We start from the raw sequence: 23,444 nt of genomic DNA, 5'->3' as shown, positions 1-23,444 counted from the left end.
ACTTCACCATCAGAATCATTTTCCAGCAAAATCTTTGCGGAATTCTTCTCGTTGACAAATGTACTTGGCAACTGCACCGTGTAGCTACTGCCGCCAGACCATTTTATTGTAGCTATCGCGCCCTGCTCGGACTCGCCGATTACAAGGCAAAGTAGTGCAAAAACACCAGTGATCATTGGTCAAACTCCTTGGGCAACGCCCAGTTGTTTTTTGCACGGCTGAGGATTCGATTTCCGGAATATGTATCGAAGTCAAATCCAAACATCTCCCCCAAGGTGCTTAGCGGATCTGGGTTGTCGAATCGAAAGCAGCCCTCAGGCACCTGGTTTCCTATCTTCCAATCAAGGACTAAATCCGATTCCCAGATGGATCCGTTTGTGACCGGGCGACTGAACTCAATCCGACTTGGAAGCCATATCCCCTGTTGCTTCTGCCAGGTGTATCTTCCATTGCAAAAGTAGTGCTTGTCAAAAGCAACTTCGGAGTTTTGTACGGTAATATGCACCTCGACGGGCATTCCGCCGTGAGCCCTGCTGAAAACTATCTCGTATTTGTGCGAGCGTTGCGGGTGCCATATTTCGAAGGTCGCCTCAATTTTTCCCGATCCGAGTTCCTTCACGGATGTCAATGTTGCCTTGGCAATGAAGTCTTGCGTTTCGTCTGCCGGCAATCTGACTGAGTCGATCCTTGTTGGAAATAGATAGTCATGAAACGGGTCATGCTTCTTTACCATTGACGTCCGCTGCTTTACAAGCTTCGCACGAGTCGACTCAATCACGGGAGCTTCTAGTCCGGTGGAAAGTTTTACTCGGTTGCCATCGAAGATTTCGTACTGCCATGTTGTCCTGGGGACAACGGCTGGGAAAAGCTCTCCTCTCGGATTGCGAGCAAATGTGTTAGCCGAAGTGTGGTACGACATGGCGTACGTTGTGAATTCTCGGCGTTTGCAAGTAATACTTAGCGCCGGGATAATCACTCCGTCTGTATTTGTTCGAGTTGACGGGGATTCAGTTTTCAAACCCCTTGCCATGCACGCAAATCCATCTCGGGTAATTGCTTCCTGCGATGCTTGGTAGTCAGCGAGTGCGCTGTAAACGATGGATTCTAGGTTTTGGGGGGCATCGCCAAAAGCTATCGACGGGGCTATCAATGCACATAAAATCAACGCTTTGTATTGCACGGCATGACCTCTCTTAATCGCAGCTAAGAAGTGTTGCGATTGTTTGCCTCGATTTCTCGGATCGTACTGGTGAGCCCTGCGACTGAATAGAGTTCGATCACAGCGGCGTGAGCAGTATAGTAACACCCCCCGAGGGCCACGTGTAGCTGAACACGTGTATTTTTGATTTTCATTTGCGCGGCGGAGACAAGCAAAAAGATTGGGGACAGAAAATGATTGGAAAAAGATTGGGGACAGAGCACTTCGCTGAAGCAGCCAACGGTGAACGCATGAGCTGGGGCCGCCAAATTAAGACGCGCTGTTTCGGTGTTTGGGGGCGGCTGATCGAGGATGCGAGGAAGCATCAAAGGGGTCAGGCCCAATACTGTTCGGCACTCTGCTTGCTCCGCACCTTGAGCGGACAGAGTTTGAGTAATCGATGACGGTTCGGGTTGCAGTCGCAAGCAGTGGCTGGCAAGCGGAGCGATTATCGTTTTGGTGACCGCGCAGCATCAATCGCAGGCAACATCAATTGCGATGCTCCCGAATCGAGTTTTATTGGTTGGTTGCAGTGTAACCGTACACCAGAACCAGTTAGCGACGTCTGGTTGACTTGTTGAGGAGGCGGCGACGGGCTCGGCGGGTGCGTTTGCGATCGGCCGCTTGGCGACGCTCGTCCTGACGGTACTCGCGAATCGATTCAGGGTGCTCCGCTTTCCAGGCGTGGGGAGTCATTGCGGACCAGTCTGTCTCGCCGACGAGCGCTCGCCGTAGGACATCGTCCAAGTACGCTCGCACGTCCAAGTTGTTGCGGATCGCACTGCCGATGATCGTTAGCAGGTTCGCCGCTCGCTCTCCCGCCGCCACTGAGCCTTTAAACAGCCAGTTCTTCCTTCCTGTGGCGACACGTTTCATCAACTGCTCGGAATCGTTGTTGTCTAGCGGAATTGTTGCGTCCTCGGTGAACCGGCACAGCGGCTCCCAGTGACGTCGCACATAGCCAGCCGCCACACCGAGATTGCTCTTGGGAAGAACCGACGGTGACTGCATCGCTTCGCTGTCGAGGTACTGCGCGATCTGATCGAGAACATGGCGCGATAAGCTTTGGCGTCGCGCAAGACGCGCTGCATCGTCAAGCCCCTTGATCTGATCCTCTACGTCGTAGAGCATCCGAATCAACGACTCCAACTTCGCCACTTGCACCGGGAATGCAGTGCGACACTCATCGATCTTGCGGCGCGCATGCGCCCAACATGCCGCGAACGTGATTCGCGAGTCACTACGCACGTCAATCTTTTGAAATCCCGACCAGCAGTCTCCTAATATGTTGCCCGTAAAATCACTCAGCACATCATCCGGTCCATCGCGGTGACGACTGACCGTGAAGTCGAACGCCACCACCGGAAGGCGTGAGGCGTAGTAGCCCCACATGTTCGCGTTGATGCTTGGCTTGCCGGACGCGATCGCGTTTTCAAGCACTTCACCGATCCGCTTGCCGCGGGGATGTTCCGATAGGTCAGGCATGGCCTTCGGTGTGATCAACAACACCCCGGTGTCATCACAGCCGACCGTGCGATCGTGCTTCAAAACGCTTCGCAAGTAATCAGCAAGTGGACGCAGCGCGAACTCAACGGCCGTTTCGATGTTCCCCAGCGTGCTGCGACTGGGCGTCCAGCCACTGCCGGCGAACAGATCTTGCTGACGATAAAACGGCAGGTGATAGAAGTATTTCCAGGCCACAACTTCGACTCCAATCGAGGCGTCAAAGCGATCGCCTTCGACCAGACCGGTGGGACGCTCGGGAGTGACGATTCCTTGTGATTTGTCGGACGGGTGAGCGTACTTGGCATACTTGGTCACCCGGACTTTCAGTTCACCGGCGGTGCTTTCGAGCGTCTCGACTTCGTCATAGCCGATCAGGATGAGGCCTTTGCGCTGGGCTTCGGGCAGGTCGACGATCTTTTCGTATCGCGGCAAGTGTTCGGGGAACTTGCGGTCGCTTGGTTCGGGGCGTTTCTTTCTGCGTTTCTTGTTTGCCTCTTCGGCGTCGTCGGCGATCTGCTCGGCCTCGCGGATGGCTTCTTCCAGTGCGCTGACCACCTCGGGCGTGGGCTCTTCGCCGAGATCCAAAAACAACTGGCCTTCGCCATCGACGCGTCGTTCACTCTTGCGCCCGTAGAGTTGCTTGAGCAGCTTTTCGATCTTCAGGTTTAGCTCGATGTTCTTTTCTTCGAGCTTGTCCGACTCGGCCTTAAGCTCCAAAACGCTGTGAGCTTGTTCCTCGATCAGTTTGTCTTTGAGCGACAGTTCTGTGGCTTGTTCGCCGACTTGCGATTGCAGTTCCGAAATCAGCTGATGGCAAGCGTCGAGATCGTTTGGAAGAGGCTTCGAATTCATGATGGCGACATTATAAAACGCACTCCAAATCGCGCAAGACAAAGCGCAAAGAAAACCGGCTCCACGAAGCAATTTTCGTGGAGCCGGTCCGTTTCGATTCGATTCGATTGGCTGATGAGCTACGCTGCCATTCGCTTGCGTCGAGTCTTGGCCGCCTTCAGCGACACTCCGGCAATCCACATGGCCAGTTCGACGTTATCGATCACGATGTGCGATGAGCCGTCATCGGTCTTCGGTATTTCGACGGTGCCCTGTTCGAGCCTTCGATACCAGAGCGTCAGTCCGCCGGTTTCCCACCACAGGGCTTTGATGCGATCGCGTCTGCGATTGACAAACAGGAACAGCGAGCCATCGGTCACGCTGTGATTCATCGCTGTGCTGACGATGCCGGTCAGTCCGTCGAAGCCTTTGCGAAAATCGACCGGTTCGGTGCAAAGATAGATTGGCACACCGGAGGGCAACCCGATCATGGCCGGGCCTCCGGCCGTTGGCCTGGCTGCCGATCCGTGGGGACCTCCACGCGGATTCGAATACCGCCGGGAAGTTCGATGGTGGTGCAGGCAGTCGCCGGGCCGACGTCCCGACCAGGCTCGCCAGCCTGATCGCCGGGCAGGCCAGGAAGACGGATCGGCATAAAATGGACGTTCGGCTCGCCTGACTCTGGCTCGAGGAGTGCTGGCGACTGGCGCAGCTTTTTCTTCCATTGATAGAAAGACGGCTGCGAAACGCCTTCATTTCGACAGAACTGGGCGACTGACATTCGCGAGCGATCAAATCGACGCAACCGTTCCTGCCAAAGCTTGGCAGTTTTGGACCGGGGCATGGGTTTTCTCCGTTTGGTGAAACGAAACAAAACCCACCACGGTAAACCCCGCGCCTACAACGGTTCTGGTGTACGGTTACGTTGCAGTCGCGTCGTAGTGCCGCTTGAGTTTCTCTAAATGAGCGATCAATTCCTCTTCGCTCGCCAGACCCATGAAGTAGTAGCTGATCATCTCAAACGTACGCTTGGTTGGCTTGCGCCCCGTCCAGATGTTGATCAGCAGGCAGGCGATCAATGCACAATAGCACTGAATCTCAATTCCATTCTGGCTGTGGAATATCAAGTGGCTACAGCCCATCAACTGCTTGAAGAATCGAAAAAAGATCTCGATGATCCAGCGTTGAGAATAGATCAATGCGATGATTTCGGCGGGAACATCCAGCATGTTCGTCACGATTCGTAAGATGCCATCGCTGCTCGGTCCCGTCGAAGTCCCGTGGTACTTTCCACGGCTGGTATGGGCGCTACAACGAACGCAGATCAACCGAACAGGATGCCCTGGCCGTTCTCGGTTTCCGCCCTGGTGTCTGCCAAGATCTACAATCTCATCGCTTAAGACTCCTGCGGCGACGGCTTTTTCGGAAAGCACTCGCTGCTCCAGGACATCGTAAACACTGTTGTCGCGAACGCGGCACACATAGCTGCTTTTGGCTTGGACGATCTTGTTGAACAGCGAGAACTTTGCATAACCGCGATCCATGACATACAAACGATCTCGCTGGATCGTCTGCTCGAGCACCGATCGTTCGTCGTGCTGGCCACCTGCGTCGGGCGTCACGTCGATTCGCGTCGGGACGTACCGATCCACCTCGAAGTGCGTATGCAATCGCCACTTGACCAAGTGACTGTTGCTTTGCCCTTTGAAGATCGATGCATCGATCAAGCGAGGCAGGCAAGAGACCAATGAGCCATCGACAAGGGTGATCGTCTGGTTGATGCCGTGCAGGCTCTTTTGGCCATGTACCGACTGTGCGTGCTGGCCGAGCTCGGCAATGACTTCTTTGAGACGGTCGGCGTCGAACACGCGCGAAGCTTCGCTCAGTGAGCCAAGGGATGTTCGTCCGCAACCGAGTCGTTTCTTGACTTTCGCAAGTTCCGTGGCTTGAGGAATTGACCGCAACGCGGTAATCGCCGGATTAAATAGATATAGCAGTACCAGCATGCAGAGTTGGTCGTAGTGCAGGTCTCGATTGCCAGCTTTGTCGCGTTCGCATTGGTCGTCATGAAGTCGCTCCAGCAGAGGAGCGATCATATCGAGATACTTCAGACCTTGAATGTCTTTGCTCTTGAATTTTCGATCTGAGGCATCGGTGGTCGCCTCTTGCTGTGCCTGATCGACCGACAGATCATCTGGAGTACCAGGAGTGACAACTGGTTTCCCACGTTTTGGAACTATTTTGGGCTTGGTTTGCTTGGCGGGCATGACGAATCGTCAGCGACAATGACACTATGGCAGCCGTCCTCTGTGAGCGTGTCCATGGCGCAAACCGCGTGCCAAAATATGCTAAAACTTCGTGCGCAAATCTTGTGCCGAACAGTATTGCCCCCGTCCCCTTTGATTCGCGCGTCCCCTTTGATTCGCGCGTTGCGAAATCTCAACGCCGGAATACAACGCGGCGTGGTAATTTGTCAACACGCCGACCGGTAGGGCCCTGGAATGTCGCCAAATCACGTGTTAATCGGCATCGGCACGACGGTTGCAAATGCGATCGGGCATGAAACTGCCCTCCACCGATCGTGTCGATACGCCGCCCCGCACCCCCGGGATCCTGCTGCCCGGTTCCGTTTCGCTTGGACTGCTGCTGAACAGTTTGCTGCTGACCAGTCTGCTTTCGCTGGCCGGCTGCTCCCCTCCGGCACGGTTTGAAAACGAGTACGGGTCGGTGTTCGCGGCGAACGATTCGGAGGCTGCGATTCCCCGTGGGATGCGGCGGACCAAATACGGCTGGGAAGACGCCTCGTTGTGGCACATCTCGACCGACATTCGTTCGCGATCGATCCAGTCATGGATCGACGGCCAACGACAGCGTGAACCGAGCTGGGTGGTGGCGGTTTTTGAACGGATTCGACGCACACCGCCGTTGATGATCGCCGTGATTCAAATCACCGCGATCGCAGCGATTGTTCACATCAGCAACGTTTATCACGCCGAACATCCCCGTTCTTCAGCTAATAAACCCTCCGCCGGTTTGTCCTGATCTATGATGCAGTGCCTCACCAACTGTCTTCGATCCGCCACTTGCCTCGGACGACCGCTACCGTGACTCGTATCCTCATCACCGCCTTTGAGCCCTATGATCGCTGGAAGGAGAACTCCAGCTGGTTGGCGCTGGTCGATCTGACGAGCTGGTACGACGGTGCGTTGGAGATCGCGACGCGCCGCTACCCGGTCGATTTGCCGAAGCTACGCGAATCGCTGGAAGCCGACTTGGCCCGCAACTACGACTATGCGATCCACCTGGGCCAGTCACCGGGATCGGCCGTGATCAAATTGGAATCGGTCGGATTGAACCTCCGTACCAACGGCGAACCGTTGCTGGTCGATGCGCCGACCGCTTACCGATCAACGCTTGACTTAGACGGTTGTCTGCAACGGCTGACCGGCGCGGGGATTCCGGCCCAGATCTCTCACCACGCCGGCACGTATCTGTGTAACGCGGCGCTGTTTCTCAGTCAGCACTATGGCGAGATGATGGGCCGCCGAACGCAAAGTCTGTTCATCCACTTGCCGCTGACACCGGGGCAAGTCGCCGCCGACGAATCGGCATTGGCCAGCATGAGCACTCCGATGCAAAGCGCGGCGATCGCACTGGTCGCCGAGCACCTGGCCCAATCCGATTCCTAGCAGTCGACCACAGATCTAATTGTGTAGCTGAAAGTGCGTTCGGACAGTCGCCGTGTTCTCCGAACTCGGCGTGCGCAAAAACGCGAAGCGTTGCCCCGCGCCGACCTCGGAGAGGACGGCGACTGTCCAGACGAAGCACTAAAACGAACTTGAATACGTCCCTTGCGATTGCTCTTGGCCCGGTCGTGCGGTCGGCAGATTCTTGTGGCTGAATGGCGTCAATGCGCCGGCGGGAAAGAAGAAGGCCTTGATATCGGGGTGGCGTGAATCAGCCATCGCGCCGACGCGAACGACCGTTCCGTCCGACAATTCAAGCGTATAGTCGCAGTCTTTCATTGCTTTCCTACATGCGTGCTCATGAACACAAACTCACTTGCCCCTCAATCTCACCAACCTTCCGATCGATCGCGGTCGCTTGGCCATTGAAGTAACGCGGCAGTCTGCAACAAGTCCGCACTGAAGTGCCAGGAAATTTAGGAAATGCCAAAATCGTGCGTCCCCCCGACGCGTCGGCAGCTGCGATGTCATGCGAATTTGGCAATCGCAATCGCGCCGATGACACGCTTCCAATCGGGACACGAGCGAACTGTGCCTTAGAAGTTAGCCCATGGGCGGGCCGGCCCGGCGATCAATCGCACGATGTGGCGGTCAACCGTCAAGCCCGTACTCTTTGATCTTCTTGTGCAGCGTGTTGCGATTCATGCCCAGACGCGTGGCTGCTTTGGTTTGCACACCGCCACAGGCACTGAGGACTTGGGCGATTAATTCGCGTTCGACGACATCGACCACGCCGCGATGGACATCCGTCGAGTCGCGACCGACTTGGTCCAGCCCCAGCTGCACGACCGACTTGGTCATGGTCGCAAAGTCGACCGGGCCGGCGGCTTCCAAATCCTCCGCGGGGATCGGTCGCCGATTGATCACGCAGTCGGGCAACAGGTCCACCAATAGCTCGTCGGTTTCCGCCATCACCACGGCACGCTCGACATAGTTTTGAAGCTCGCGCACGTTTCCCGGCCAGTGATAATCCCGCAGCGCTTCCATCGTGCCGGGACCGATGTGCGCGACGTAACGATCGTTCAGTTCGTTGTAGTAGTCCAAAAAATGAGACACCAAGGCCGGGATGTCCTCACGTCGATCGCGCAGCGGCGGAATCTCGATTGGCACCACGTTCAACCGCCAGTAAAGGTCCTCGCGAAAGTGACCGGCGCGAACCTCGCCCATCAGATCGCGGTTGCTGGCCGCGATGATGCGAACATCGGTTCGCAGCGTGGTGGTATCGCCGACACGTTCGAATTCCTTTTCCTGAAGGACGCGGAGCAGTTTGACTTGCAGGGTCAACGAGGTGCTGTTGATTTCATCCAAGAAGATCGTTCCGCCCTGGGCCGCTTCGAATCGCCCCGTGCGATTGCTGACCGCACCGGTAAACGCGCCGCGGACGTGTCCGAACAACTCGCTTTCCAGCAGGCTCTCGCTGAGCGCCCCGCAATTGACTCGGACAAACGGACGGCCGCTGCGATGGCTGAGTTCGTGAACCGCGCTGGCGATCAATTCCTTGCCGACGCCGGTCTCGCCCAGCACCAGCACCGAGGCGTTGCTGACCGCGACACGCCGCGTGATACGATAGACCTCCCGCATCGCCGAGCCATTTCCAATGATTCCCGGCAAGGGAGCATTCTGAAGATTCGTTGCGGAGTCGCCGAGCATCGCCTTGCCGAGCATTGCCATGAAACGTACACGGTGATCCCAGCCCCGACGATTGGAGCCGTCATCACCGCGGGCCTATTGCCTGATTCAGGAAGTCGTAAAGATTCCGCCCGTTCCGCCGACGCATCGGACCGCCCCGATGCCAACGAGCAAAAGTGCTACACCTGCACTGCCGCGAAAGTAGCGTTTTGCGGCGGATCCCGATACCGGGCGTGTCCTAACGAGGCGCCGAATCACCTTGCAGGGCTTCAGCGCCGATGTCACGGAAACGGGCACGGTCGCTGATCGAAAGCGGGGGCAAACGCCGTTTCGACTCGATTTCTGCGAGCACCTCCGAAAACGCCGCCGGACTGCCCGGCAACGCGACCAGGTAGACCGCAGGAGCATTATCACTGACCCACCGATTGGAGGTGGTCTCGTACTCGGTCCGGCGGACACTTTTTTCGTTGGTCTCGGCGTCGCTGTAAAACACGATCGGAATCCGGCCGCCCTTTGGTTGTCGCCGAACGCGATCGACCAGCTCGGCCGGAACCGCGTCGGCAATCCTGATCTTGCTGACCACCATTCGCAAATCGCCGCCGCGCTGAATCTCACGCTCGGCATCGATCGCCGACGTCACCTTCTGTACCGCATAGCCCAACTGATTGAGATTGGATTCCTGACGCAGTGCGACCACCGGCCGTGTTTCCAACAAGATCACCAGCGGACGCGAATCCAGTGACGCCATTTCCGCCAGCGTCTTGCGGACGTAGCTCGACCCGGGAAACGAAAATCCGCTCCCCAGTGCGGACACCAGTTGCGACACACAGCTTGCCGCTTCGTAGCGAACCAGCGGCTCGGGATCGCGAGCGGCGTCGACGAGTTCGGAGAACCCGCCGCCACGGCCGACGAGCAATTCTGCACTCGGGCTGTCCGCGTTGACCGAGTCGGACATCAGCCGCAACGTTCCCACGGCCGCCGGTGTATCGCCGAACTCACGTTGCTGGGCGAGCGTCGCCAGCAATGCCGGAGCGGTCAATTGCCCCGCGTACGAGCGACCGATGACCTGGATTTGCTCGGGATCGCCCCAGTCGACGTCCACCATCACCCGATAGGCCAAGTCGGCCGACAGCACACTGCGGGCTACCCTCGGCGGCAAATCGCCCAGTCGACGAAGCCGCTGGGCGGCGTCATAGGCATTGCGATACCGCAGGAATACCTCGGTGCTGCGATTGGCCTGGACTCCCGTGCGATCGGCATCGACCGACCACATCGTGGCCGGCGTCAGATCGTTGGGGGTTCGCATCGCGACGGCACGCAGTGTCGACAACCGATCGGCCAACACCGCGATGGCATCCAGTTTTTCAAACCCCGCGGGAAACGACGCGGACGCCCGCGCAATTTGAGTTTCCGCTGCGGTCGCATCGTCGGCCAGGGCGGCCGAGATCAACGTGTCGGTTGCCGAGGGTGGGTCCAGGATCCTTAGCGCATCCAGCGCGGCCGATCGCACGCCGGCGTCGCCATACAGGGCGAGCTGATTGAGTGCCTGGCCGCCGCCGTCGCCAAGGGCTTCGAGTACGCCGAGCAACTTGGCACGATGGCGGTCCGAGATCGCCTTGCCCGAACGCCCCTCGCCCGAATCCTCCCGCACGATTGCCGCAACCATCTCTTGGATCGCCGCATCGCCGCCCGCCATCAAGGTTCGATTGGCCGCCAGATTGGCGTCAACGTCCTGGCCGGCCAGCCCAGCGATCGCAGCGCGGAGACGTTCGGTCGACTGCTGTTCCGCCTTGGCCGCGGCCGTCATTTTTTTGATCGCCGACCGGCTGTCGTCGCTCAGCTCGCTGCGCAACGAAATCCGCAGCAACAATTCATTGCCGATCACCGCGGCCGAACGAGCGAGTTCGGATGGGTCGCCGACGCCATTGATCCGCCCCAACCAGCGATCCACCTGGGGCCACGCACCGATCCGGGCCAGAGAGCGAATCGCCTGGGCGCGGTAGGTCCCGCCGCGGCCGGCGGTCGACTCCAACTGGCGGACCAATTCGTCCCTGTCTGACGGTGAATCCGCCGGATCCACCGTGACCGCATCCCCCTGGCCGAACTGTCCCCGCGTCCCGGCAGCGAGGAGTGTCACTGAGGCGAGAAAGACGGAAATCGTCAAAAAGTGAAACCGCATGATGGCCAAACGGGGGAGAAGAGGGGTAAATGGTGGCAAAGGAGACCCGGTCGTATCTTAATCACCGGTCCGAGAAAGTGCGCCGATGCCGCTCGCGTTTGACCGAGATCCATTCAGGTCGCCGTTGAGGTGACCAATCAGGCCTCGCCGGGGGCGTCACGGATGATCTTTTCCAGATCCTGCAGCGTTTGCCATTCAATCGTGCCCTCTTTGAACGATTCTTCGCCCGAATCCTTGAGCATCTGGCGGAGTTGCTGCTTACGTTTTTCCACGCCTTCACGCCACTTTTGATGCAGCTCGGGTTTGGTCAGCCCGGAGTTGGTGGGTCGATTTTTATCGCGAACCCGACTGAGCAGGCGACGATCCAGGTCGCGGGAGTAGCTGACGTACTCCTGGGCAGTCAGCCGAGCCTCGTACTCCAGATCGGCGAGCGTCGCCTGGGTCGCCCCCAGGCCCCTGCCATCGCCCCGTCCGGCTCCAGAGCGAAACGGCAGCGTGAAGGCCCAGGCGATCAGCCCGGTCGAGAACAGGAACGAGCAGACCATGGCATACTTTGCGAAATTGGAGCGTGGCAGTGCGGCGGCCCGATCGGCTTTGCGACGACCGCCGGCTTGAACACCGTGCTGCCGTCCCGTTCGATCACTTTCGCGGCGATTGAATTTCGGCTCCGCCCCCGACTCCGATTGGCGTTTCTGTGACATGGTCTCTTCCCCGTGGGTTGGACGTTTTACTTGGTCAAGATGGTGGGCAAGTTGTTGGCGATCTCCTGGAAGATCCGCACCAAGTCCTCGCCGGTCGCGGCGTGATAGTGTTTGCCGCCACCGATCGCGGCGACTTCACGCATGTCCTGTTGGTTGGCGCCATCGCCGAAGGTCACCGTGTGGATGGTCAACAGGTACTCGTTGACCAGCGATTGAGCCACGTTTTCCGCCCAGGGCGTTTGGTTTTGGTTGCCGTCGGTCATCACGACCATCGTCTTTGCCGCAAACGGTCGTGCCCGACTGTGAATCAGACCTTCGATCCCCTCCTGCATCCCCTTTCCGATCGCAGTGTTGCCGCCGGTGTTGAGCTGGGCGACTTTATCACGCACGACCTGCAGGTCTTTTTCCAGCAAGGTGTCCAGGGTCGCGCTGCTGGAGTAGCTGGCCAACGAAACCTGTTCTTCTTGGCTGGTTTCCTCCAGGACGTCCAAGAATGCGTTGACGGCGACCTCCAGATCCTGCCAGGCGTTGGTCGGCGGGGTGCCCTTGTTGAAGTAGTTCTCGTACATGTACTGCTGGTAGGTCACCGAATCATGGCCGTTGGCGTAGGAGTAGCGCCAGCGTCCGCCGGAATACCATCGATTGAGTTGACCTTGGCTGGCGGCCCAGTCCTTGGCATCGGTGGAGAACGGGTTTTCGTTGTAGTCCCAATCGAAATCGATGTCATCCATCGACCCCGATCGGTCCAAGATCAATGAGATGTCCCGGTCGACCTGCATGGCCACCGAGTCTTGTTGGGTCTCAAACTCGTTGGTGCTTAGCAAACCGGGAATGATCAGCGGGACGTTGCCCGACAACGACCCGTCGAGACGTTTCCCGTGAACGCGGACGGCACTGGCAACGGTCCCGTTTCGGACATCCGAGGTCGGGATTTTGATGAAGTGGTAACGACTGCCATAGCCGCCGTATTGTTGGGTCCGCCCGAATTCGATTTCACCGTCGTTGTCACCGGTGCGCAAACGCAGCGGATCACCGTTGACGGTGTTCAACGCGGCGGTGGCAACAGCCGCATCAACCGCGGCGTCGACCGTTTGCACTTCGCTAAAGGCCCGTCCGGCCGAGCGTGCGGCCGCATCGGTCGCGATCGTCAATTCGGTCCGGGTCAGTTGCATGTGTGCCGCGTTGATCGCGAACGCCGCCAAGATGGCCAGGACGGGCAACACGACTGCGGTGATCGCCATCACCGTCCCCCGGCGACGCTGGAATCGAGTCTGAATCGCGTGTCCGTTTCGAGGGCGATTGACGTTCATGGTGTAACTCATAGAAGTGGGACGAGAACTGAGCAGTGAAGAGAATCGTGGGTGATGTGCAACGCGGGTTACTGTTCGTAGAACCCTTCGTAACGTTCGGTGCGGATGCGGGCGGTGGTTTCGATCGTTGCGTTGGGCAAAAACATCGGGGCGAACAACGCGATCTGATCAAAGTCGACGGTCACGGTCACGACGACGTTCGGCGAGTTTTCGTCGATCGGCTCGACGTCGACCTCGTACCCGCTGGCGGTCATCATGTTCATCACTTGATCCGCGGCGGCTTCGGCTTCGGCGACCGTCGCCCCCGGCACCATCGCTTGGCGTGCGGCAAAGTAGGCCGCATCTTGCGCCAGGTTGCGGATCATGTTCATCCGTGCGAATTCCATGCAGGTAAAGATCAACACGAAGAAGATGTTCGCGCAGATGGCAAACTCCACCGCCGCTGCCCCGCGTCGGCGCCGGCCGGAACGCCGGATCCTTGATCGTCGCTTTCGTGGTGGAGTCGATTTCATGGCTTCGGTCCGCAGCGGATACTTTGGGCAATCATCTGACAAGGGGATTGGATGCATCAATTGATCGGCAGGTTCTTGTACTCTTTCCGCAGCGTCACGTCCGCCGAAAGCTCGATGCCGGCGAACAGGACCGAGGGGATCAATAAGTTGCCATCACAGGGAACGGTGACCGTCGTGGTCACGTTTTCCAAGGTGTCCGCATCGGTGAAATCCGGCGAACTGAAGGTGCACGGGTTGCCGCTGTACTGAATGTTCCGCTCGTCTAAGAACTCTTGCACTCTGGCGATCACATCCGCATTGGTGCGGCCGCGCGCGACGCCTCGGCGGGCGCCCTCATAGGCCGCCAGCGTGATCGACTCTTTCAGGAACAACATCGAACACAGGTCGATCGTCCCGATGGTCAACGCGATCAGTGCCGGCAGGCAGATGGCGAATTCGACGGTGGCGGCGCCTCGGCGCTGCCGTCGCCGCCGTGATCGACACGAATTCTCGGTGCGACGCTTGGAAAGAAACATGACGATAGATTGTGCGTGGACGAACTGGTGGCTTCCCGTTGTCGGAAACCTAGCTCGCAAACCTGTCGCATGTCGGACACTTCGTGTCCTCCCGGATGCAAAAAAAAACGCCTGCCTTGGGTCATCACGTCGCTTCCCCCGCCGCGTGGTGGAAGCGGGTTGAAAAAAATCAACACGATGCTACTCGAGACGACCGGCGCATTACAGACAATCGGTGCGACCGGTCTCTTTCAATCGCTTGACCGCCTCACGCACCCGTTCCTCGGCCGACTTCGGGGCGACCAACGTCGCATCCTCGGTCTGAACCACGATCAAGTCCTCGACGCCGATGGTGACGATCGTGTGTCCCGGCTGGCCAAAGAGGATCGATCCGGACGTGTCGATCCCCAAATGGTCGCCGACGACGGTGTTGCCGTCCGCGTCTGCTTCATGCAATCGCCCCAGTGACTGCCAACTGCCGACATCGTCCCAGCTGAACGGAGCCTCGATCACCGCGACGTTGGCATACGATTCCATCACCGCGTAATCGATCGACGTCCCTTCGATCGCACAGAACTCTTCCTCCAGAACGCTTTCATAGTCCGCTGAACCGATCGCCGCGGCGATTTTTTCGATTCTCGCGTACATCGCCGGCTGGTTGGTCTTGATCGCGTCCAAGATGACCGACGCACGCCACAGGAAGATCCCGCTGTTCCAGTAGTAGTCGCCCGATTGCAGGTACTGCGTCGCGGTCTCCCGATCGGGCTTTTCGCGAAACTGGTCGACCTGGAACGCCTTGATCTCGGTCGCCCCACCGGTAGCGTCGCCACCTTCGATCGCCGGTCCCCGCTGGATGTACCCGAAGGATTCGGCCGGATACGTCGGCCGGATGCCGAAGGTGACGATCCGGGTGGGATCTTCCATCACCAAACGCTCCCCGGCGGCGATCGCACTGCAGAACTGTTCGTCGGTCGCGATCACATGGTCCGACGGCATCACCGCCATGATCGCCTCGGGATCCTGATCGGCGATCAACGCGGCCGCCAAGGCGATGCAGGGCGCGGTGTCGCGTTTGGCCGGCTCGCCGATCAAATTCTCTCGCGGGTGCTCGGGCAGTTGCTCGGCGATCGGATCGACCAAGATTTTGTTGGTCACGATCAACTGACGCTCGGCCGGGACCAGTCCGGCCAATCGATCGCTGGTCGACTGGATCATCGTCCGTTGCCCGGACAGGGCCAACAACTGTTTCGGCCGCAACGTTCGGCTTGCCGGCCAAAACCGCGTTCCACTTCCGCCAGCCATGATCACTGCGTACAACATCTTCGAGTCTTTTTGAATCGTGGAATGGAGTGTCCGCGGCAATCGTAGCGGATCGTCGGCGGCAGGGTTAGCCGCCAACCTAACGGCGAAGCACCACCGGGTCAGGGCGTCTTGCCCCAGAAATCCAACACGCGGACTTTGTCCAGCACCGGCTTCAAGACCTCGACGAACGCCAGGTGTTCGGCATGCGGCAGATAGGCTTCGCGTCCCGCTTCACTGTCAAACGTGACCAGGAAACAGTGGGTGAAGCCGTCATCGTGTTTCTCGGGGCTGTTGTTGGTCGACCATTCAAACGCTTTGATTGCGTCGATCTTCTCCGGCAGCGCCGCGAATGCTTGCTCGACTTTCGCGACTTCTTCACGCGAGGCCGAGTCCTTGAACTTGAAAAACACCGCATGCTGAAGTGGTTTCTCAGGATGCACCTGGTTCGCGTCGCCCCAGTAATCCAGCACGAACACGTCCTTCATATGAGGCCGCAACACATCGCCAAATGCCTTGTGCGCCGGATGGGGCAGGTATTCCTGGCGTCCCGCATCGTCGGCAAACGTCAATAAAAAGCAATGCGTAAATCCGTCGTCCAAGCCTTCGGGGCTGTTGTTGACGCCGTACTGAAAATCGATGATCGAATCGATCTTGGACGGCAATTCCGCAAAGGCATCAACCACTTCCTGGATGTCTTCTTCGCTGGAGGAATCTTTAAACGAAAAGAACACTGCGTGACGCAACATGCCGCTGTCGAGATTATCGGGGTTTTCGGGGTGGGCCGTTTTGGCGGTCGCTTCAGATTCGGACACTTGGGATTCAGTCGCGTCGGAGTCCGCAACGGATTCGGCGGCCGCGGACGGTTCGGCGGTCGCAGCGACCGGCTCCGTTTGGTCCGGACCAGCCGGTTCAGAATCGGCGGGGGCACCACAGCCACAGGCGGCGATCAACAAACCACTGCCGAAGGCAAGTCTTAATCGAAACATCGGAAAAACCTAACTGAATTCAAAGAGTTGGGGGACGACGACGATGCCGGTGTTCGGGCACACAGACGATCGATCAATGGTAGCGAAAGTTGCGGAGGGAATCGATGCTCCGCGACCAGAGCCCGGCGACCAGAGCCCGGCGACCAGAGCCCGGCGACCAAACGCACCGCCGATCACTTCGCCGGCTGAGCGGCCGCCCGCACTTTGGCCTGCCGCGCGAGCAGTTTTTTCTGATAGCGCCCCTGAACCACATCGACGATGATCAACACCGCCAGCACGAAATAGAACGTCGACTTTTCCATCGCCTCGACGTGGTATCCGAACAGTTGGACCTGTGCCAGGTGGCCGCCTTCGCTGACCAACATCACCCCGACGATAAACAGGATGAACAAACCGAGCACCTCGTACATTCGGTTCTTCTTCAAAAACTCGGCGACGTGGTCGGCCAACCAGATCATCAACACGCCGCTCAAGACGATCGCCGTCGCCATGATCGCGAACGATTGGGTCAGCGCCATCGCGCTCAAAATCGAATCGAACGAGAACACCAGGTTCATCGTCACGATCAAGGAAATCGCCTTGGCGACCGAGTTGCCTTTCTCCCCTTTGTCGCCTTCCTCCCCCAGATCGCTGACCGCCAACAGGTGGTAGATCTCTTTGATCGCCGTCCAAAGGATAAACGCGCCGCCACCGATCACGATCAAGCTGTGCCCGGAAACGTGCATCTCGAGCGGATCGGAAATCAGATTGACAAACGGGTCTTCCAACAATTTGATCAGGTTGACGACCACAAACAGCAACACGATCCGGAACACGATCGCCAGCCCGATGCCCCATTTCCGCACCATCGACTGCTTGGATTCTTCCACCCGCTTGCTCTCGATCGAGATGTACAGCAAGTTGTCAAACCCCAGCACCGCTTGCAGCACGATCAACATGCCCAGCGTCAGAATGCCGCCGATGGAGAACAAGCTTTCCTCCGCCGGTTCCACCAGTTCCCCCGTGGCCACCTCCGGCGGCGCCGTCTCGGCCAACATCATCAGGGGCTCGGTCAGCATCCCCAACGAATACGGGTTGCTGAATATCGAACTGACGGTCGAGCAAAGGTCCAAATCGATCATCGGGTCTGCCAAGCGCGGGGGAAGGTTCCGGATTCGCCGCGGACGCCGTACCCGCGCGAGTGAGCACGGGATTATGATGCCACCTGCGATTCCACCTCAACCCCGCCGAATCCTCCCCCCGTCAACCTTCGTCACTTTAACGCTCACGTACTCCCAGGACCCGATCGATGAAGACTCGCCCCTGCAACAGCTCCATGGCCACCCTTGGCCGGGCCGCGACGGCTTCCCTGCTGACACTGTTTCTGTTCGGATTCCCCGTCACCCGAGCCGCCGAACCGAACCACCCGCCGACGAAACAGCACTACGAAATCCGCACCTACTTGCTGGGTAAAGACGGCGACGCCGCTGCGGTCGACCGCTACCTGCAACACGCGTTGATTCCGGCGCTGAATCGAATCGAGATCGGTCCGGTGGGCGTGTTCGCGCCGGCGGAAAACGACACGAACGACCGCGACAGCATCATCGTCGTGATCCCCGCCGACAGTGCCGACAAGCTCGCCGGCCTGCAGACACGACTGCAAAACGACTCCCAATACCTGGCCGACGCCAAACCCTACTTGGAACGCGGCCCCAAGGACGCTCCCTATGCCAGAATCTCAAGTGAATGGCTCGTCGCGATGGACTGCATGCCCACGCTGGATGTCCCCGCGGGCACCCTGGACCACGATGACCGGGTCTACGAACTGCGACTCTACGAAAGCGCCAACGAGCGACTGGGCAACTTGAAAGTCGACATGTTCAACAACGGCGAAGTCCCGATCTTTCTCGATAGCGGCATCGCACCGATCTTCATCGGACAAGCCATCGTCGGGCCCCAGACGCCCAACTTGACCTACCTGACGGTCTACCCCAATGACGACGCTCGGCTGAAAGCCTGGGATGCGTTTCGCGCCCATCCCGACTGGCAAGTCCTGAAGAACGTGGCAAAGTACAAAGGCACCGTCAGCAAGATCGATAAACACATCCTGGTGGCCAAGCCGTATTCCCAGATGTAAATCGCTGTCTATAAAAAAAACCGCCGCATCGCTCAGGCCGAGGATGCGGCGGGTGGTCGGATGTCGTCCTTTCGGGCTGCCGTCGGTAGGATTTCCCGTGACGCGTACCGTAAAGGACGCCGAACGAACGAGATGACGTACCACGAGAAGGAGATCCAGCCTGCGGCGGCCGGCGCCATCAAGCCGCCGCGTTGCTTTCCTTGGCCTTCTTCTCTTTCGCGTTGCGATAGTCGACCACGTCCCAGACCAAGCCGAGCGTGCGGAACAGACGAATCGCTTGCCAAGTGATGTCAAATTCCCACCACTTGTGACCGTGCTTGGCCATCCGCGGGTGGGCATGGTGGTTGTTGTGCCAGCCTTCGCCGTAGGCGATGATCGCGACCAGCCAGTTGTTGCGGCTGTCGTCGGTCGTTTCGTAGTTCTTGTAGCCCCACATGTGTGACGCACTGTTGACCATCCAGGTCGCGTGCAGCACGCCGACCAAGCGGACGAACAGCCCCCAAACCAACAGCGACGCGCCGAACGAGGCACCGCCGAAGTAGTAGCCGACACCGAACAAGATGACACCGCTGGTGATGTGAATCGGCAGGAACAAGTAATCCATGATCCGCATCCCGCGCTGCTTGTACAGGTCCGGTGCCCACTTCTTCAGGTACGCGATGCGATCGCCGTTGTGGGTGTGAAAGGCCAGCCAGAACATGTGGCTCCACCAACTGCCGTCGTGCGGCGAATGGGGGTCACCATCTTGATCGCTGTGCTTGTGGTGCTTGCGGTGGTCGGCGACCCAGTCCAGTGGCGTGCCTTCGCCAGCCAAGGAGCCGATTCCGGCCAACAGATATTTGAACCAGGTTTTGGTTTTCATGCCCGAGTGGGTCAGCAATCGGTGATACCCCAGGCAGATCCCGATGCTGCCGGTCAACCAATGCAATCCCAGCATGACCGCCAAACCGGTCCAGGTGAAGGTTTGCCAGGCGAAGCCCAAGACGACCGCATGGGCCAACCCCAGCCAGCCGATCGCCCACCAGGAAATGTTGGCGAAACGTTTGCGATCGCTCGCCGTTTCCACGTTCGATTCGGGCTTGGTCGCTTTGACCGCTCGCGTGTTGGGGTCGTTCCACGGTTCCGACGCGTTGGGCTCGATCGTGCCCTCGGCACCGGCGAGCTGCTCCGCGTCGGGGAACTCGAGTTGGGTTGCGTTTTCGGGTGACTTCCGTTGCGATTTCCGCGGTGTCTCTACTACGTTCGCCATTTCGACGATTCCTCGATCAGGACATTGCATGGTTGCTGAGCGGCATTCGGTTGCGGCTCGGGATCTGCGGAAGTCTAAGGATTCTTGGCTCCCTGTCTGTCTCGATCGGGGCAAATGAATGTAACGGGCATGTAAAAGATTTCCCCTGCCCCCCGCCAGAACGGCCGTCTGGCCGGTGACCGGGGTGCGACAAGCGCGCTGCGTGCCTCGTCACCGCTACGGTTTCCGCGCGGCGGCCGCTGTTGATGCCGGCCCGCAGGCCACCCGCAGGCCGGCACCCAATGCAATTACTTTCGATCACAAACTGAGCCGTAGGCGCTAGCCCGGGCCTTGGATTGCCGTTGGAGACTTGTAAGGCCCGCGGCTGAGCGCCGTCGGCTCATAAAGATAGGTGCCATTGGGTCTCCGCCAAACGGCGGATTCCAAGAGGGTTTCTGAGGGCAACGGGGGGAATCCGAAGCAGCCGGAAAACTCAACGCAATGCGATCGACCGGAAAGAATTCGCCCTCACGCATGACGATTCAACCGCAGCGAGCGTTTCAAACGGAAGCTCGCCGCAAACGTCGTCCGATGTTTCGACGTACCGGTGAGAGTTTGTTGTTCAACAGACTCGGCGCGGACGAATAGGAGGATCGGTGCGGTGATTTCACTGTGGGAGTGTGATTGCCAGGACCGTTCACTTGCGATTCGGTTTTCAAACGACGGTCGGGTTTCGCGTCACCGCGAGACTTGACCGTTTTTTATTGCTTCCCAGGCGTCGTTTGGAACGGGTTTTGGTAGCCCGGCGTGTCACCGAAACACATGCCCATCGCCCGCGCGCTCTGCACGGCCGATCCGCCGGGATCGACCGTTCGAATCTGATCGACCGCTTCGACGATGGGAACGTGGCAGATGTCGGGCGGATCACTGCAAACCATCTGGCCGAACTTGCCCTCGGTGATCAGCCGCACCGCGTGGGCGCCATATTCGCTAGCCAAAACACGGTCGAAGGTTGTCGGCCCGCCGCCACGTTGCAGGTGGCCCAGAACGACGAATCGGACGTCCTGCTCGATCATCCCCTCCAACCGCTCGGCGACGACCTGACCGATGCCGCCCAACCGGACCTGCATGTTCTGCGACCCGCCTTCGTCCAGCACCAGACCGCCCGCTGGCAGATGCGCCCCTTCGGCGACGACGATCAGCGTGAAGTGTTTGTCCAGTGTGCGGCGTTCCTCGATCTTTGCGATGATGTTTTCGTAGGTCCACGGAATCTCGGGAATCAGGATCACGTCCGCCCCGCCTGCGATCCCGCCATGCAGCGCGATCCATCCGGTGTGCCGCCCCATCACTTCCAGCACCATCACCCGCTGGTGGCTGGCCGCGGTCGTGTGCAGCCGATCGAGCGCGTCGGCACAACACAGCACGGCGCTGTTGAACCCGAAGGTAAAGGCGGTCGCTTTGAGGTCGTTGTCGATGGTTTTCGGAACGCCGACCACCGGAATCCCCGCCTCGTGAAATTGCTGTGCCGTCGAAAGCGATCCGTCACCGCCGACGACAATCAGCCCCTCGATCTTCATCCGCTCGATCGTCTCGGCGACCCGACCGACCAGTTTCGGGTCCAGTTCCACCCGGCCGCTCTCCCCGACCCGGGCGGCGAAACGGCCCTTGTTGGTCGATCCCAGGATCGTCCCGCCCTGGATCAAAATTCCCGCCGTATTCCGCGGGCTGAGCACTTGGTAGCGGATCGGATCGACCAGTCCTTCAAAGCCATCACGAAACCCCACCACGTCGTAACCGAGCCAAAATGCCGTCTTGGTCGTCGCCCGGATCACGGCGTTCAGCCCCGGACAGTCGCCGCCGGAGGTCAAAATTCCGATCCGCGGGCGATCTCCCAATCGCTCGCGCCCGTAAATGTGAACCTCGCCGTTTTCAGTGATTTCAACAGACATCGTGGTCGTGCTCCCGCTGCCAATCGTTTTTCAATGAATTTCGCACCTGCAATCCGCCCCGCAATGTGGGGATCGGACCGTGGCCGAGGCCGCGAACGTAGACGCCGCCGACTCGATCCGACAGTCCAAAAAATATTTCCTGAATCCCTTTCTACTTGGTTCTGCCAACACGCCGAACTATGATGAAAACGGCAAGAGGAACGATTTGCGATCATCCCCTGGGGAGGTTCGGGCCGCGAATCCACACGCCTTTTTCCTCTGGCCCGGTTTCATCCACCCCAATCGACGCCCTCGCGGCGTCAGGCGGGGTGCTGAAGGTATCCCCATTTCATGGTCGCATCTGGGCGTCAATCTCATCACCCCTGCGGCTCAAATCGCACAAGGAACTTCGAACGTGTCCCATCGCACCCAATCAATCGCTGCCCGTCTTGTTTCTCGTCGCCTGTTCACCGGCATTGTCTCACTGGGCGTTGCCTCACTGGGCGTTGCCTCACTGGGCGTTGCCTCACTGGGCGTTGCCTTCAGCGCCGGTTGGGCGGTCGCCGATGCACCGGCCGAGGACGATGCCGTCCAAGCGGAACTGTTTGCCGCGATCGATGACGGAAAAATCGACGTCAAATTTATTCCGCTGAACACCTCCAAAGCCAACGTCATCGTCAACAACCTGACCGGTAAGCCGATGACGCTGCGTCTGCCCGCCGCGTTCGCCGGTGTCCCGATCAACCGTCAAGGCATGATGGGTGGCATGGGCGGAATGGGTGGCATGGGCGGCGGCATGGGAGGCATGGGCGGCGGCATGGGCGGTGGCGGTGGCCAAGCCATGGGCGGCGGCATGGGTGGCGGCATGGGAGGCATGGGCGGCGGCATGGGAGGCATGGGCGGCGGTGGCATGGGCGGATTCATGCGAATTCCCCCGCAACGCCAACAAAAACTCGCCGTGACGACCGTTTGCCTGGAACACGGACGCCCCGACCCGACCCCGAAAATGGCCTACAAGATCGTCCCGCTGGACTTCGTCACCAAAGATGACCGCGTGCACGTGCTGTGCGAAGCCCTGGGCAACCGCCAAGTCGCACAGAACACCGCACAAGCCGCCGCGTGGAACCTGATGGACAAACTGTCCTGGGAAAAACTTGCCGCCAAGAACCGCGTGGAAAGCAAGTACACCGGCAACGTCCGCTGGTTCTCGCCGATCGAAATCCAGTCGGCCATCGCGGTCGTCCGTGAAGCGACCCGAATCGCCCAGGCACGCAGCGAATCCGATTCATCAGAGTCGACCGAATCGGAGTCGCCCGATTCGCTCTCCAGCGACAGCTGAACGTTGCCTGACGCGAATGATGGCCCCAGCGACACCAAGTTAAAACGGAAGCCATCAAGCAAAAGGTGACACTCTCCCTGGCAGAGTGTCGTGCGGTTTTCGAGAATTCACCCTCCCTGGCTGGGAGGGGCATAGGCACCAAGTTAAGGACTTCACCCTCCCTGAAAAGGGAGGGTCGAGCGCAGCGAGGGGAGGGTTGATTCGCGGTGTTTAAGTGCCTCCGAGCCACAGGCAAACCCTCCCCGCGTCGTCGCTCACTCCTCCGCGACCCTCCCAATGGGAGGATGAAGGCGTGAACGCCTGATAGATGAGAGGTTAACAACCGCTCGACCTCTTCGAGGGCAGACTCTCTGTGGCTCGGCTGCACTCGGCCCCCCATCATCAACGGCTGACCGCTCCGGCGGATCAGCCGTTTTTTTTGCGGCGTTTTTATCGCACC

The 23,444-nt window shown here is 58.9% G+C and carries 21 protein-coding genes; 4 read left to right on the top strand and 17 right to left on the bottom strand.

All coding sequences use genetic code 11. From position 1 onward, the window contains the following. Window positions 1-172 precede the first annotated feature (172 nt). The 5 genes from H1B37_RS21500 to H1B37_RS21485 form a co-directional block, all read right to left on the bottom strand. On the bottom strand, window positions 173-1,180 hold the full coding sequence (locus H1B37_RS21500) for a hypothetical protein (protein ID WP_182868717.1): 1,008 nt from the start codon (window positions 1,178-1,180) through the stop codon (window positions 173-175). Window positions 1,181-1,753: 573 nt separating this feature from the next. Further along, a complete protein-coding gene (locus tag H1B37_RS21495; protein ID WP_182868715.1) occupies window positions 1,754-3,556 on the bottom strand; it encodes an IS66 family transposase in 1,803 nt (600 codons plus the stop codon). Between the two features lie 119 nt (window positions 3,557-3,675). After that, complete coding sequence (tnpB, locus tag H1B37_RS21490) at window positions 3,676-4,026, bottom strand: IS66 family insertion sequence element accessory protein TnpB (protein ID WP_182868714.1); 351 nt, start codon at window positions 4,024-4,026, stop codon at window positions 3,676-3,678. Beyond that, complete coding sequence (gene tnpA, locus H1B37_RS34785; protein WP_436298656.1) at window positions 4,023-4,379, bottom strand: IS66 family insertion sequence element accessory protein TnpA; 357 nt, start codon at window positions 4,377-4,379, stop codon at window positions 4,023-4,025. Before tnpA ends, tnpB begins: the two co-directional genes overlap by 4 nt. A 76-nt stretch (window positions 4,380-4,455) precedes the next feature. After that, entirely contained in the window at window positions 4,456-5,802 is a 1,347-nt protein-coding gene (locus H1B37_RS21485) for an IS4 family transposase (RefSeq protein ID WP_182868712.1), read from the bottom strand. A 292-nt stretch (window positions 5,803-6,094) separates the two neighbouring features. On the opposite strand from H1B37_RS21485, the gene H1B37_RS21480 reads away from it, so the two are divergent. Further along, window positions 6,095-6,577 carry a hypothetical protein gene (locus H1B37_RS21480; protein ID WP_182868710.1) on the top strand — a complete coding sequence of 161 codons (483 nt, stop codon included), beginning with the start codon at window positions 6,095-6,097 and terminating at the stop codon, window positions 6,575-6,577. A 62-nt stretch (window positions 6,578-6,639) separates the two neighbouring features. Then, complete coding sequence (locus H1B37_RS21475; protein ID WP_182868708.1) at window positions 6,640-7,224, top strand: pyroglutamyl-peptidase I; 585 nt, start codon at window positions 6,640-6,642, stop codon at window positions 7,222-7,224. Between the two features lie 138 nt (window positions 7,225-7,362). Here the strand turns inward: H1B37_RS21475 and H1B37_RS21470 are convergent, their stop codons facing one another. From H1B37_RS21470 to H1B37_RS21425, 10 genes are all read right to left on the bottom strand, one after another. Continuing rightward, window positions 7,363-7,560, bottom strand: a complete 198-nt coding sequence (locus H1B37_RS21470) for a hypothetical protein (protein WP_182868706.1) — start codon at window positions 7,558-7,560, stop codon at window positions 7,363-7,365. 312 nt (window positions 7,561-7,872) lie between these two features. Then, the gene (locus tag H1B37_RS21465; protein ID WP_436298659.1) at window positions 7,873-8,862 is read right to left on the bottom strand and encodes a sigma-54 interaction domain-containing protein; all 990 of its coding nucleotides are present in this window, start codon (window positions 8,860-8,862) and stop codon (window positions 7,873-7,875) included. A gap of 286 nt (window positions 8,863-9,148) precedes the next feature. Continuing rightward, complete coding sequence (locus H1B37_RS21460) at window positions 9,149-11,089, bottom strand: hypothetical protein (RefSeq protein WP_182868702.1); 1,941 nt, start codon at window positions 11,087-11,089, stop codon at window positions 9,149-9,151. 137 nt (window positions 11,090-11,226) lie between these two features. Continuing rightward, window positions 11,227-11,790: a hypothetical protein gene (locus H1B37_RS21455; RefSeq protein WP_182868700.1), complete on the bottom strand. Its 564-nt coding sequence runs from the start codon at window positions 11,788-11,790 to the stop codon at window positions 11,227-11,229. Between the two features lie 26 nt (window positions 11,791-11,816). Then, a complete protein-coding gene (locus tag H1B37_RS21450) occupies window positions 11,817-13,100 on the bottom strand; it encodes a vWA domain-containing protein (RefSeq protein WP_286177995.1) in 1,284 nt (427 codons plus the stop codon). A gap of 68 nt (window positions 13,101-13,168) precedes the next feature. Continuing rightward, complete coding sequence (locus H1B37_RS21445; RefSeq protein ID WP_286177994.1) at window positions 13,169-13,669, bottom strand: TadE/TadG family type IV pilus assembly protein; 501 nt, start codon at window positions 13,667-13,669, stop codon at window positions 13,169-13,171. Beyond that, a complete protein-coding gene (locus tag H1B37_RS21440) occupies window positions 13,669-14,127 on the bottom strand; it encodes a TadE family protein (RefSeq protein WP_182868698.1) in 459 nt (152 codons plus the stop codon). Before H1B37_RS21440 ends, H1B37_RS21445 begins: the two co-directional genes overlap by 1 nt. Window positions 14,128-14,328: 201 nt before the next feature. After that, window positions 14,329-15,426: a mannose-1-phosphate guanylyltransferase gene (locus H1B37_RS21435; protein WP_182868697.1), complete on the bottom strand. Its 1,098-nt coding sequence runs from the start codon at window positions 15,424-15,426 to the stop codon at window positions 14,329-14,331. 101 nt (window positions 15,427-15,527) lie between these two features. Then, the gene (locus H1B37_RS33990; RefSeq protein WP_286177992.1) at window positions 15,528-16,394 is read right to left on the bottom strand and encodes a Dabb family protein; all 867 of its coding nucleotides are present in this window, start codon (window positions 16,392-16,394) and stop codon (window positions 15,528-15,530) included. 173 nt (window positions 16,395-16,567) lie between these two features. Continuing rightward, entirely contained in the window at window positions 16,568-17,515 is a 948-nt protein-coding gene (locus tag H1B37_RS21425) for a TerC family protein (protein ID WP_286177991.1), read from the bottom strand. 194 nt (window positions 17,516-17,709) lie between these two features. On the opposite strand from H1B37_RS21425, the gene H1B37_RS21420 reads away from it, so the two are divergent. Then, window positions 17,710-18,510, top strand: a complete 801-nt coding sequence (locus H1B37_RS21420) for an NIPSNAP family protein (protein WP_182868696.1) — start codon at window positions 17,710-17,712, stop codon at window positions 18,508-18,510. A 178-nt stretch (window positions 18,511-18,688) separates the two neighbouring features. Here H1B37_RS21420 and H1B37_RS21415 read toward each other — a convergent pair whose 3' ends face one another. Both H1B37_RS21415 and H1B37_RS21410 read right to left on the bottom strand, forming a co-directional pair. Beyond that, on the bottom strand, window positions 18,689-19,759 hold the full coding sequence (locus H1B37_RS21415; protein ID WP_182868695.1) for an acyl-CoA desaturase: 1,071 nt from the start codon (window positions 19,757-19,759) through the stop codon (window positions 18,689-18,691). Window positions 19,760-20,499: 740 nt separating this feature from the next. Then, window positions 20,500-21,687 (bottom strand): 6-phosphofructokinase, encoded by a 1,188-nt coding sequence (locus tag H1B37_RS21410; protein WP_182868694.1) that lies wholly within the window; start codon window positions 21,685-21,687, stop codon window positions 20,500-20,502. A gap of 394 nt (window positions 21,688-22,081) precedes the next feature. Between H1B37_RS21410 and H1B37_RS33985 the strand changes: the two genes are divergently transcribed. Next, window positions 22,082-23,005 carry a hypothetical protein gene (locus tag H1B37_RS33985; RefSeq protein WP_353620882.1) on the top strand — a complete coding sequence of 308 codons (924 nt, stop codon included), beginning with the start codon at window positions 22,082-22,084 and terminating at the stop codon, window positions 23,003-23,005. Window positions 23,006-23,444: the final 439 nt, after the last annotated feature.

Source organism: Stieleria mannarensis, assembly GCF_014154935.1.
Classification (GTDB): Bacteria; Planctomycetota; Planctomycetia; order Pirellulales; family Pirellulaceae; genus Stieleria; species Stieleria mannarensis.
This window is presented reverse-complemented; position numbering and strand designations above follow the sequence as displayed.